We start from the raw sequence: 12,759 nt of genomic DNA, 5'->3' as shown, positions 1-12,759 counted from the left end.
GATACATTGGAAAAATACCAAGTCAATTATCCTGACTTTATTGCGGAGTAATGTTTGATGCTCGGCCAGCTTCACGATGTGGATCTGCATTTGCTGCGTCTGTTCGTCAGCGTGGTGGAATGCGGCGGTTTCAGCGCGGCCCAGGGTGAGCTGGGGCTGAGCCAATCGAGCATCAGCCAGCAAATGGCCAGGCTCGAAACCCGGCTCGGTTATCGACTGTGCAGTCGCGGCAAGGGCGGATTCAGGATCACTCCCAAAGGCGAACAACTGCTGATCGCGACGCGGGGACTGTTCGAGTCCATCGAAGCGTTCCGCCATCAATCCAATGGCGTGGCCGGCCGCTTGATCGGCGAGGTGCGTCTTGGGTTGTCCGAAGCCGTTGATCAATCGGTGCTGCAACGAGTGGCCGAAGCGATCCGCCGCTTTCGCGAACGCGATGAGTCGGTGCGCATCGAGCTGATCAGCGCCATGCCCGGTGAAATGGAACGCTTGCTGCTGCAACAACGGCTGGACCTGGCCATCGGTTATTTCTCACAGGTGCAGAGCGCGTTTGACTACCGCGAACTGTTCAGCGAAACCCAACACTTGTACTGCGCCCCCGGCCATCCGCTGTTCACCAACGATGCGCCGGACGATCACGCGTTGCAGGCCTGCGACCGGGTGGATCACCCTTACCGCTTTCTGCGCAGCGATGAACCCTTCCAGGGCAAGCGGTGCTCGGCGCGCTCGGAACAGGTCGAAGGCACCCTCGCCTTCATTTTGTCCGGCAAGCATGTCGGTTATCTGCCTAGCCACTTTGCCCGCAGCTGGGAGGACAAAGGGTTGCTTCGGGCCGTGCGCCGCAGCGACATGAGTTTCGACGTGGCTTTCCATCTGGCTCGCCATCGTGCGCAGGTCCCGGGGGATGCGCAGAAAGCGTTTGAAGAGGATCTATTGAAGGCGTTTGCCTGAGGAACACCGCGACCCCTTGTGGGAGCGGGCGTGCTCGCGAATGCGGTGTGTCAGTCAACATCTCATACTGAATGACACAGCGCATTCGCGAGCACGCCCGCTCCCACAGGGTTTTGTGTACATCGACAGATTTTCTGGCATCCTGCGCGTCCATTTTCTGACCCGGCCCGCCTTTCGGCACGCAGACCACCATGACCGCCTCTGAAAAATCCCCTGCCCCGCGCCACAGCGACTTGATTTACGGCCTCGACGACCGCCCGCATTTGACCGCCACCGTCTTCGCCGCCCTGCAACACGTACTCGCCAGTTTCGTCGGCATCATCACCCCGACCCTGATCATGGGCAGCGCCCTCGGCCTGCAAAGCGAAATCCCCTACCTGATCAGCATGGCGCTGTTCGTCTCGGGCCTGGGCACCTTCGTCCAGGCACGCCGGTTCGGCCCGATCGGCTCCGGTTTACTGTGCCTGCAAGGCACCAGTTTTTCGTTCATCAGCGTGATCCTCAGCGCCGGCTTCATGGTCAAGGCTCGCGGCGGCGGCACCGATGAAATTCTTTCGACGATCTTTGGCGTGTGTTTTTTCGCCGCGTTCATTGAAGTGGTGTTGAGCCAGTTCATCGGCAAGCTGCGGATGCTGATCACACCCGTGGTGACCGGGACGATCATCACGCTGATGGGGCTGTCGCTGATCAAAGTCGCCATGACCGATATCGCCGGCGGCTTCGGCGCGACGGATCTCGGCGCGGCCAGTCATCTGGCGTTGGCGGCATTGGTGCTGGGCACCATCGTGATATTGAACCGGGTCGACGTGCCATTCCTGCGCCTCGGGGCGATCGTGATCGGCCTGACTTTCGGTTATGTCGTCGCCTGGCTCATGGGCCACGTGGATTTCGGCAGCATGCCCGACGTGCCGCTGATGAGCGTGCCGGTGCCGTTCAAATACGGGTTCAACTTCGACTGGGTGGCGTTCGTGCCGGTGGCAGTGATTTTCCTGGTATCGCCGCTGGAGGCTGCCGGTGATCTGACCGCCAACTTGATGATTTCCCGGCAGCCGGTCAAAGGTCCGATCTACATCCGCCGGATCAAGTCCGGTCTGCTCGCCGACGGTCTCAACTCGGCCATGGCAGCCGTGTTCAACAGCATGCCGATGGTGACTTTCGCGCAGAACAACGGCGTGATTCAACTGACCGGCGTGGCCAGCCGCTACGTGGCGTTTTTCATTGCCGGTCTGCTGGTGGTACTGGGGTTGTTCCCGATGATCGGCGCGGTGCTGCAACTGATGCCCAAACCGGTGCTCGGTGGCGCCGAGCTGGTGATGTTCGGCACCGTGGCGGTGGCCGGCATCAAGATTCTCGCCGAAGCCGGCCTGCATCGGCGCAACATGCTGATCGTGGCGATTTCCCTCGGCATGGGCCTGGGTGTGGCGGCCGTGCCGGAGGTGCTGCGCGAGTTGCCGAAAGCGCTGCACAACATCTTCGAATCGCCGATCACCGTGGGCGCGTTGTGCGCTATCGTGCTGAATATCTTCCTGCCCGAGGAATTCATCGAGTTGGAAGAAGACGATTTCGATCCCGAAGCCTCGATACTCCAGGTCATGGAAAACCCGGACGTGCCGGCCAAAGGTGAACCCGCTACGCCTGCGGTTGTCGCACAGCTGAACCGCTAGACTCGCTCAAGGCCGAGCCACGAGGGGTTCGGCCTTTTCTTCAAGAGAGCATGTCCATGCGCAGTGTCCACGCCGTTGTCCTTTCCCTTCTTTTATTGTCCCTGAGCGCCTGCGCCCTGTTGCCCAATCGCGACCCGCTGAACATCAATGTGGTCGGTTTCGAACCGCTACAGAGTCAGGACATGGAAGTGCGTTTCGCGGTGAAAATCCGCGTACAGAATCCCAATGAAACCGCCATCCACTACAACGGCGTGGCGGTGGACCTGTCAGTCAACGGCCAGCCCCTCGCCTCCGGGGTCAGTGATCAGTCGGGCTCGATCGGGCGCTTTTCCGAGACAGTACTGACCGTGCCGGTGAGCGTTTCGGCGTTCTCGGTGCTGCGTCAGACACTGGGCCTGAGCCAGACTCAAACGCTGAACAACCTGCCTTATGTCTTGCGCGGCAAACTGGCCGGCGGCTTGTTTGGCACGATGCGGTTTACCGACAGTGGCAAGCTCAGTTTGCCGGGAGCGACGACCGGCACCTGGTAAATTCGCATCAAGGAGTTGCGCAACACATGGACGCCATCCCCACGCTGTACACCGAACGCTTGATTTTACGCCCGTTGGAATTGGCCGATGCCGACGGCATTCAACAGCAGTTCGCACACTGGAAAGTGGTGCAGTATCTGAACGCGCTCGTGCCTTGGCCCTATCCCGCTGACGGTGCCTTGACCTATTTACGCGATATTGCGTTGCCGGCGATGGCTGCGGGCAAAGAGTGGCACTGGTCGATGCGGTTGAAGTCCGCGCCGGAACAACTGATCGGCAATGTCAGCCTCATGGATGAACAGGACAACCACCGCGGATTCTGGCTGGGTCCGCCATGGCAAGCCCAGGGTCTGATGACTGAAGCCAGTGCCGCCGTGACCGAATACTGGTTCGAAACGCTCGGCCGGACGGTCCTGCGGGTGCCGAAAGCAGCGCCCAATATCGGCTCGCGCAAACTCTCGGAACGCACCGGCATGCGCTTGATCCGCACTGATGAGGGCGATTTTGTCGGCGGGCGGTTCCCCAGGGAAATCTGGGAAATCACCCGGGAAGAGTGGCTTCAGCAGCGCTGAAGATCCGGTGTGGGAGCGGGCTTGCTCGCGAAGGCGGTGTGTCAGCCAACATCTTTGCTAGCTGACACACCGTTTCGCGAGCAAGCCCGCTCCCACATACGTCAAGTGTTGAACCGGACACCGGGTTTGGCGCGCTCATCCACCGTCAACTCGAACACATCCGGGCGCGCATAGTGGCCGACGACGTCGAAGTCGTAACGCGCGCGGACCAGGTCGTCTGTGTCAATTTCAGCGGTGAGCAATCCGCGCGTTCCCCGCAACGGCCCGGCCAGAATATCGCCCATCGGCCCGACGATGACGCTGCCACCGGCAATCAACGGCCGGTCCGCCGGCCAGTTGGCAATCTCCACCCCGAGCGCTTGCGGCGAGTCCTGAACCTGGCAGGCGCTGACCACAAAGCAGCGGCCTTCATGGGCGATGTGGCGCATGCTGACCTGCCACATCTCCCGCTCATCCACCGTTGGCGCGCACCACACCTCCACGCCTTTGGCGTACATCGCGGTACGCAGCAGCGGCATCATGTTTTCCCAGCACACCACCGCACCGATCCGCCCGACCTGACTGTCGATCACCGGTAACGTCGAGCCATCGCCCTTGCCCCAGATCAGCCGCTCAGTGCCGGTTGGCATCAGCTTGCGGTGCTTTGCCACCAGCCCGGCCTGCGGATCGAAATACAGCGCGGTGCAATACAACGTGTTGCCAGCGCGCTCGATCACTCCGATCACCAGGTTGGCGCCCGTACGCGCCGACAGCCCGGCCAGCGCTTCGGTTTCCGCCCCGGGCACATCGATGGCGTTGGCGAAATAACGGGCAAAGGCTTCACGCCCTTCCGGCAGGCGATACCCCAGTTGGGTGCCAAACCCCTCACCTTTCGGGTATCCGCCCAGCAACGCTTCGGGCATCACCACCAGCGCCGCGCCGGACTCAGCAATGGCGTTTTCATACGAGAGGATCTGTTCCAGCGTCTCGGCCTTACCGCCGGGCAAGGCGCCTATTTGCAGTGCAGCAACGATTGACTTGGGCATCGCGGTCACTCCGTTCATATCAGGTGTTGCTCATTCTCAGGCGCCACGGGATCATGAATAAAGACCAACCTGCTTATGAATGATATGAATAAAATGAATATCGCCACCATCGATCTCAATCTGCTCAAAGTCTTCGAAGCCTTGCATGAAGAGTCCAGCGCCAGCCGTGCGGCGTTGCGTCTGGGCGTGACGCAATCGGCGGTCAGCGCGGCATTGCGCCGGCTGCGCGATGTGTACGGCGATCAATTGTTCGTACGCACAGGACGAGGCCTTGCGCCGACGCTCAAGGCCAATCAGTTGAAACCGGTGATCAGCGATGCCCTGAACAAATGCCGACAGAGCCTGGCGATGGTCGATCCGACCACCGATCACTACGACGGCCGCTCGGTCACGGTCGGTTTGTCAGATGATTTCGAAATCGCCTACGGGCGTCGCTTGATCGAGGAAATCGCCCGCTGCGCGCCGAAGCTACGGCTGATCTTCCGTCAGACTCACAGTCAGATCGTCGCGCAGGCGCTAATGGAACGCAGCATCGATCTGGCCATCACGGCCGGCGGATTTGCCGAACGGTTGCTCAGTCGTCGGGTGCTGGGTGAAGGCGATTATCTGTGTCTGGTCGACCCGATCAGTCTGGTCGAGGGACAGCACACCCTAGACCTTGAGACGTTCGTCACCCGTGAACATATTCTGGTGTCATCGGGTGGCTTTATCGGGATCACCGACGAAGGGCTGGCCGCGTTGGGCCTGAGCCGGCGGGTCTGCGCTTCGACCACGCATTTCGCAGCGTTGCCGCATTTGCTCAAGGGCAGTCAGGCGGTGGCGACCATTCCGGCGCATGCCGCTCGAAGCCTTGCAGCACTCACCGGGCTGGCGCTGCTGCCCTGCCCTTTGGCGTTGCCGCGCTACCCGATCGAACTGGGCTGGCGCACCAGCACTCAGCTCGATCCGGTGGTGTTGAAAGTGCGGGAGGCGATTGTCGCGATTTTTGCGTGAGGTTCGGCCTTACTTGGCCGCCATCAACCGATTGACTTCACTGCGCACCATGTTCGCGAATTCCGGGGGCGACATGCCGTCGAGTTCAGAACGGACCCATTCGGCCCATTTGCCTTTGCGCTTGGCGCGCTCGCCGAACAACCGCGCAGCCTCGCCCTTGGCTTTGCCCAGGTTGTTTTGCCAGAGTTCGAACAGACGGGATTTCTCGTCTTCAAGCGCTGCGCGCTCGGCAAGGGGTTTGTCGGCCAGATTGAAGCTCATGGGGAATTACCTGCTGCGTAAATAGGCGACATCTTACACTGTAGGAAGAAATGTCCTGCGCTGGATTTTTCTACAGGATGGCGTTCGGGCGCAAAATCACTGCAACTTTTACCGTTGCGGCGAACTCCATTGTTCACTGCTTATTCACTTGCAAGGAGTACCTCATGGCCCGGAAAACTGCCGCACAAGTCGCCGAAGACCAAATCAAGGACCAGGCTTTCAGCGAACTTCAGTCGCTGATTGAAGAGTCGGAAAAGCTGCTCAAGAGCAGCGCGTCACTGGTCGGCGAAGAAGCCGACACGCTTCGCGGACAAATCGCCCAGAAACTCCAGCAGGCACGGGACTCGGTCACCCGCGTTCGAGACCGGACCCTTCCGGCGGTCGAAGCCACTGAAACCTACATTGGCGGGCATCCATGGCAGACCGTGGCCATTTCCGCCGGGTTTGGTCTGGTCGTCGGGTTGTTGCTGGGCCGGCGTTAAGCCCGCGATATCAAGTATTGAAATACGGTTCCTGTAGGAACCGGCTTGCTGGCGATAGCGGACAATCAGCCGACACCTACATCGACTGATCCGCGGCCATCGCCAGCAAGCCGGCTCCTACAGAGTCAGTGCCTCGACGCTACATTCCGGCCAACTCCCGCAAATTCGCCAGCGTCTCCGCGTCCAGCTGAATACCATTCACGCCGGACTTCGCCCGCTGATGATGGCGTCGATCACCCGGCAACCGCTTAAGTCCCACACCGTGCATCTGCCGCACCAGCTCCTGACTGCGCTCGGCAAAGTTCTGCCCGGCGGCCTTGCTCGGATCGATCACGATCAACAGTTGGCCGGTCCATGGTGTTTTCGCACCCGGGTGGTTCTTCCAGTCGAACTCGAACGAGAAGTTGCCGCCGGTCAACGCCGCCGCCAACAGCTCCACCATCATCGACAGCGCCGAACCTTTATGCCCGCCAAACGGCAGCAACGCTCCGCCTTCAAGAATCGCTTTCGGGTCCTGAGTCGGCTGACCGAGGCCATCCACGCCCATGCCCGCCGGCAAACGCTCACCCTTGCGTGCGGCGATCTGCACATCGCCGTGGGCAATGGCACTGGTGGCCAGATCGAAGACGATCGGCTCACCGTCCGCTCGCGGGGCGGCGAAGGCGATCGGGTTGGTGCCGAACAGCGGACGATCGGCGCCGTGCGGCACCACGCAGGTCATGCTATTGACCACGCTCAACGCCACCAGCCCTTCATAGGCGAACGGCTCGACATCCGGCCACAACGCCGCGAAGTGATGGGAATTACGAATCGCCAACACCGCAATCCCTGCGCTTCGAGCCTTTTCCACCAACAAGGCGCGGGCAGCGGCGAGCGCCGGTTGAGCGAAACCGTTGCCGGCGTCGACCCGGACAAAACCCGACGCCACGTCCTCGATCACCGGCACGGCCTTACCATTGACCCAGCCGCTTTTCAGCGTCGACACATAACCGGGAATACGGAACACGCCATGGCTGTGGGCACCATCGCGTTCGGCGCCGGCACAGTTGAGGGCCAGCGTCCTGGCGACATCGGCAGAGGTGCCGTGACGCAAAAAAATCTGTTCAAGCAAAACAACGAGCGCGTCGAAATCGAGAGTGTTGGCGGCCATTTCGGGTGTAGCGGTCATCTGAAGCTCCAGTTTTATTTTTGAGTACGGGCAACAGGGTGAAACGAGGTTGCAACGCAACCGAAAACAGTCGTCGATTAAGCGCTGTTTTACCGGCGTGCTGTCAAGTCTTGACCGCCTGTTCGACACAAGCAATATGTACCGCACCGAAGCCTTTCAACGACCGTACTGTTTTTCCTCAATCCAATCGCTCGCGATTCACAGCCGATCGCAGCACATCGAGGAAAAACATGAACGAACCCTCATTGCCCTATTTTTTCGACGAGGCAGAACGCGCCTCCAATGCCAGGCAGCCCGGTGATCGCGAAAAAGCGTTGACCTTCACGATGGACGACCTGAAGTGGCTGAAAAACGTGTACCTGGCCACCCACGCTGCCCGTATCGCGCAAAAAAAAGATGCCATGCACGTCTACCAGTTACTGCTGAGCGTAACGGGCAAGACGGATATCCCACTGGCCGGGGCTTTCGCCATGAGCCGCCCCGACGGCGCAGAGGTAACGCTCTATACACCGTGGAAAGGCCTGATCAAATTCGCAGACATGGCTGATCTCAAAAGCAAACTCAAGCAGTGGCTGGCGCAGGCCACTGGAAAGCGAGAACTGCTGCGCTTCCTGTCCATCGATCAACGCTGCGCTTTACCGGATCCTCTTGCGCTGGATATCTCCACCAAAGAGATTGAAGGAGCCGTGTTTCCGAATCAGGAGCAAATCCTCGGACACAACCAGGAGCAAAACATCAAGACGATGCTGAGCGAGCTGGTCAAGACGCCGACATTGCAATCGATGCTTGATCAGACGCTCCAGAACGCGTTACGCCAAGTGTTTCCCAAACTGGACCAACGACTGACTCAACTGAAGAGCTTTATCAACACGGTTTCTGCCTTCGATGACGACGATTATCTCCATACGATTTCCTCGTCATCACTGAGCGATGCGCTTATGCATTTCTACCTGACCAATCAGTGGCCCGCGGGTGTTTCCAGGGTCTTCGCCCATCCCGAACACGGCGTGAGCAGCGACGCCGACAACCATGCCTGGGAAAGCACGGTCAAAGAGGTCGCGCAGAGCTTTACGCCCCATTTGCACAGCCTGCTCGACTCATTCTGGAACACGCCCATGAGCAATGGGCTTTCACCTTTCGCGTATTTCAGCGAGAGCATGCGCGATACCTTTCACTACAAACTGTTGCTCCTGCGTCAGCAAGGCACTTTAACGACGCAGGAATACCTGCCATTGATGAGCGCCAGCTTCGCGTCTGCTGCGGCCAATCCTTTACGCATCGAAAAAGTGCGGGTTACCGCGCCCTTCAAGCATTTTGTCGAGTTGGCTTCGACCTTGATGATCGGGAGCACCGACACCCTGGGTTTCCTGTACACCCAGTCCAGAGGCATCGAGGCGACGAGCAATCTGCCCACAGTCAAAAACATCGTGCTGCAAATGATGAAAAGCGAGGGGCATGAAGACACGCTGCTCAATTTCATGTCACTGGACGAACGCGCCACCTTTCTTGCGCTGGCACCGGATGATCGCGTCATCGAGGGTCAACCGATCATCGGCTCGGTGTTTGAACAACTCATGACCGACATCCTTGGCAAGCAACGGGATAACCTTGGCCATGCCTTGAGCCGCTTCCGCGACAGCGAAGGCACACTGGACCCTCATGCGTTGATCGACAAGGCGCTGGATGTCCGCGGATTGATCGATGATCGACTGCTGAGCACCGATGCCTCAGGACGCTGGAGTACACGAGTGGACCAGCGCTGGAGCGCGCAGCCGGCTACCGTGCGCGCCGAGTCGGCCAAAACGGAGTTGGCACTGCTCGACTCTGTTGAGAAGGCTCTCGATCAAGTCCTCGAAAACCACCCCGCGATTCCCGCCACAACCGAATCGGTAGCCGATGCACAAAACCTTGTCGCGTCTTCCCTGGCGAGTCTGCAATCGAGTTTTACTCATACCTTGTCGACGGCATTACGCAGTGAACTGAAGCTGCGGGCTGTTACGCGAACCCTCGGTGCGACGGAACAAGCGATTATCAAAACCGTACTCGACTCTCCGGTGCACTTGCAGCGCGCAGCATTGAGCGGTTTTTTGCCGGACGTATTTTCCCTGGCGCTGAAGGCAAGCGACGCCACGGACCCGTTGAAGCTGGCCAGTTGTTTTGTCCTGACTGAACGAGGAGGCCTGGACCCATTGAACTCCGGCAAGGCGATTTTATGGACGCCTGCGTTGGGGTTTGAAGCCTTCAACTCGTTGAAACCGCTGCAAAGCGAACTCGATCGACGCCTCAAGGACAACGATCATCGCTCAATTCTTCTCGAGAATCTGGGGCGTAGCGAGCGCTTGGCCGGCAGGACTTACACCCTGGCACCGCTGCAACGGGTGTTCGGGTATTTTTTCGATCACTTGCAAAAACCCTTTGTCCATCTGGATCAGCCAAACGTCGCCAGCGCACTGGCGACGCCGCTCTCTGCCGGGCCGCTCGCATGGCTTTTGGACCTGGTGGCGCTACGTTCACCGTTGACGGGTCTGCGCGGCGCGAACGACATTGCCCGCTCCCTGACCACTCAGCAAAAACTGCCCGCATGGCTGGCCAGAGCGTCCATCAAAGATCTGATGCTGCATGGCGAACTGCTCCAGCAATACCTTGATAACGTCAAGGACGACCAGGACTACCTGACAGGCCTACGCTCGTTACAGCGCACGACTCATCAGGCACTTGAAGACAAACTCAAGGCAGACGACTTCAACATCGATCCGGACAACGTCCAGGTCCAGATCAGCGCACGCCCCACCACTGCAGCCAGCACCCAGACCCTGACTGAATTTGCACTGTCGCCGATCAAGGAGGTGGATCAGAGTCTTTTCAAACTGATTTCGCTTGATACGACTGTGATTCCCGAGGGGATGGACGAGCGCTACATCAAGGACCTGATACGAGATCTCAAACCGAGCGAGCAACAACAGAAAATACTGAGCGAAGCCCTTGCAGACACGCCGGCAAACGCGGATCGCCGAAAGCGGTTTTACACGCAGTTACCCTGGCAATTGATGCACTACGCCCACACGGAAAAACTGCAGGAACGCCTGAGCGAAACCGGCTTCGATCTGGTATGCCAAGTCATGGACATGCCCGACGCCATCGCCCGTGCGGCAGTCGACGGTGCCCGCGCGATCATCCGTCCCCTTGAATTCCTGGGTGTCAGGAAGGGACAGACAGTCAAAGTCCCAGGCATCTATCTGATTGGCTCATCGGCCGAGAACACAACGCGGCAGGTGCTGGTCGCACCTCACAGTCCTCGGCACGGGATAAAAGAATACGAAAACGAAACACAGCTGCTGACAGAACTGAAGACGCGCGGTGGACTGCTCGACTGGGTCCTCATGAACCTGGAGAATCCTGACCGGATAATGCTGGAGACCCGGATGGCGACGCGCACGAACCGGGTTGCGAGAGCCACGCAGGAGAACACTGACACCCCCGTGACGGAAGTCACACTGGCGTCCCATCCCATCAAGGGGCACCTGTTCGGGCAGCTTCTCAATGACAATGTCGCGTTGTTGGGCCGATTGCTCGGTTGTCAGTCCGATGACAGAAAGCAGAGCGAGTGGGCAACCATCAAGCACGTGCTGGGCGAAGACTTGCACGAGGCGTATTCGTTTTTCATGGGCAAACTCGCCTACCCCGTCACGGTATGGCGCAGTTATCGTGACATCAAGCAATCAGCCGAGGACCTGCAAACCCACAAATGGGCGGCGGCCATCAGGGAATTCATCAGCGGTATCGCACAACTTGCCTCACTGCGCGGATCGCTGGAAACACAGGCACCGCCGTCTATCGCGCCTGCTGCACCGGTGCCACACATGTCTGTCGCACGCGGCAAATGGAAGGACATCGACATCACCGCGCCCGAACGTACCCGCTTGAAACGTCATGAAAATATCAATGTCGACCTGAGTTCGCTGAAACACGACTCAACAACCGGGCTCTACACGCATCCGACAACAAAACAACTCTACGGGCCGGTTGAAGGCAAAGTGTATCCAGTCGCCAGACACGGCACGCACTGGCGCATCAGCGATGAAAAAACCCGTGGTCCTCATCTGATTCTAAACACCTCGAAGCAATGGGAACTGAACAGGGAAGCATCAGCGCCCCGCTTCGGCCTCGCCAACCGTTTGCAGACCAGGCTCTCGGTCTGGGAAAGCATGAATGTCGACGCCCGTGGAATGCCGCAGATCCGTCGAGTGTTTCCGCAAAGGGCCCGACAGATAGACGAAGCGCTGGACCTGGCAACCACTTATGCCTGGAACAGTTTTCGTAACCTGCAATTGTTGAAAACTCCTGGCGGCACGGTCACTCCAGCGCATCAACTCATCATGGACTTTATCCATGTGCCTACCGTGTTGCCCGAACATGTGGAAAAGCTCGAAAAAGTGGTAGGCGATATATTTGCAGCCCTGCTGGACCCTACGCTCAGAAAGCAGGACTCCAGCCGCTTTGCGATCGGCAGGGTGGTTGAGGACGAGGACAATATTTTCGCCTTCACCGTTGCAACAGACATAAAGAATAAAATCTATCTGGCAGAAAAATTCTTCTCCCCCAAGTTCGATTACTACCGTGAGCATCTTTCCGACGCGGCCTTCCCTGTTGACACCCATTCACGAGCAGCGACTCTTATTCATGAGCTGTCGCATATCTCCTGCCAGACTGCCGACATCGCCTACCTCGATTCCGGCAGGCCCTTCGTCGATCTGATAGGTACGGTCAGCCCTCGCGCCCGTGAGCTGAAAGATGCATTGGCCGAACTTCAAGGCACCGCTCTGTCAGTCAAGACGCCCTACACTCAGCTGTTTATGAACCAGGATGCCGATACAGGCGTATGGGAAGAGCTGGGGAGCACTTCTTATGAAGAAACCGACCACATCAAGGAGCGTGTCCTTGCCTTGACCGGTGCAGACAATCTGAGCGGTGCCCGTACTGTTTTCAAGAATAACTCACTGATCCGACTCGACGTGCTGCTCGCCAATGCCGACAGCGTGGCCTGGTTGATCAGTCATCTCGGACGTCAGTTACACGTCGATACCCCTTGATTACAGAAAATAAACAGGCGTTT

Annotated in this window: 10 protein-coding genes; 7 read left to right on the top strand and 3 right to left on the bottom strand. The window is 58.7% G+C overall.

Annotated features, from left to right (window positions below; translation table 11 throughout):
* The first annotated feature begins 57 nt into the window (after positions 1-57).
* The 4 genes from PMI01S_RS18735 (at position 58) to PMI01S_RS18720 (ending at position 3,717) form a co-directional block, all read left to right on the top strand.
* Positions 58-951: a LysR family transcriptional regulator gene (locus PMI01S_RS18735; RefSeq protein ID WP_084321578.1), complete on the top strand. Its 894-nt coding sequence runs from the start codon at positions 58-60 to the stop codon at positions 949-951.
* Between the two features lie 191 nt (positions 952-1,142).
* The gene (locus PMI01S_RS18730; protein ID WP_084321577.1) at positions 1,143-2,615 is read left to right on the top strand and encodes a nucleobase:cation symporter-2 family protein; all 1,473 of its coding nucleotides are present in this window, start codon (positions 1,143-1,145) and stop codon (positions 2,613-2,615) included.
* 56 nt (positions 2,616-2,671) lie between these two features.
* Positions 2,672-3,145: an LEA/WHy family protein gene (locus tag PMI01S_RS18725; protein ID WP_084321576.1), complete on the top strand. Its 474-nt coding sequence runs from the start codon at positions 2,672-2,674 to the stop codon at positions 3,143-3,145.
* A 26-nt stretch (positions 3,146-3,171) separates the two neighbouring features.
* Positions 3,172-3,717 carry a GNAT family N-acetyltransferase gene (locus PMI01S_RS18720; RefSeq protein ID WP_084321575.1) on the top strand — a complete coding sequence of 182 codons (546 nt, stop codon included), beginning with the start codon at positions 3,172-3,174 and terminating at the stop codon, positions 3,715-3,717.
* A gap of 101 nt (positions 3,718-3,818) precedes the next feature.
* Here the strand turns inward: PMI01S_RS18720 and PMI01S_RS18715 are convergent, their stop codons facing one another.
* Complete coding sequence (locus PMI01S_RS18715; RefSeq protein ID WP_084321636.1) at positions 3,819-4,742, bottom strand: carbon-nitrogen hydrolase family protein; 924 nt, start codon at positions 4,740-4,742, stop codon at positions 3,819-3,821.
* An 84-nt stretch (positions 4,743-4,826) separates the two neighbouring features.
* On the opposite strand from PMI01S_RS18715, the gene PMI01S_RS18710 reads away from it, so the two are divergent.
* Complete coding sequence (locus PMI01S_RS18710; RefSeq protein WP_084321574.1) at positions 4,827-5,735, top strand: LysR substrate-binding domain-containing protein; 909 nt, start codon at positions 4,827-4,829, stop codon at positions 5,733-5,735.
* Between the two features lie 9 nt (positions 5,736-5,744).
* Here the strand turns inward: PMI01S_RS18710 and PMI01S_RS18705 are convergent, their stop codons facing one another.
* The gene (locus PMI01S_RS18705) at positions 5,745-5,996 is read right to left on the bottom strand and encodes a hypothetical protein (protein ID WP_007937833.1); all 252 of its coding nucleotides are present in this window, start codon (positions 5,994-5,996) and stop codon (positions 5,745-5,747) included.
* Positions 5,997-6,160: 164 nt separating this feature from the next.
* Here PMI01S_RS18705 and PMI01S_RS18700 point away from each other — a divergent pair, with 164 nt between their 5' ends.
* Positions 6,161-6,478 carry an ElaB/YgaM/YqjD family protein gene (locus tag PMI01S_RS18700; protein ID WP_084321573.1) on the top strand — a complete coding sequence of 106 codons (318 nt, stop codon included), beginning with the start codon at positions 6,161-6,163 and terminating at the stop codon, positions 6,476-6,478.
* Positions 6,479-6,617: 139 nt separating this feature from the next.
* On the opposite strand, the gene PMI01S_RS18695 is transcribed toward PMI01S_RS18700, so the two are convergent.
* Positions 6,618-7,646, bottom strand: a complete 1,029-nt coding sequence (locus PMI01S_RS18695) for an Ldh family oxidoreductase (RefSeq protein WP_084321572.1) — start codon at positions 7,644-7,646, stop codon at positions 6,618-6,620.
* A 230-nt stretch (positions 7,647-7,876) separates the two neighbouring features.
* On the opposite strand from PMI01S_RS18695, the gene PMI01S_RS18690 reads away from it, so the two are divergent.
* The gene (locus PMI01S_RS18690) at positions 7,877-12,736 is read left to right on the top strand and encodes a dermonecrotic toxin domain-containing protein (protein WP_084321571.1); all 4,860 of its coding nucleotides are present in this window, start codon (positions 7,877-7,879) and stop codon (positions 12,734-12,736) included.
* Positions 12,737-12,759: the final 23 nt, after the last annotated feature.

The organism is Pseudomonas migulae NBRC 103157, from assembly GCF_002091715.1.
Classification (GTDB): Bacteria; Pseudomonadota; Gammaproteobacteria; order Pseudomonadales; family Pseudomonadaceae; genus Aquipseudomonas; species Aquipseudomonas migulae_A.
The sequence above is the reverse complement of the archived record's forward strand: the minus strand, read 5'-3'. Positions and strand labels throughout refer to the sequence as shown.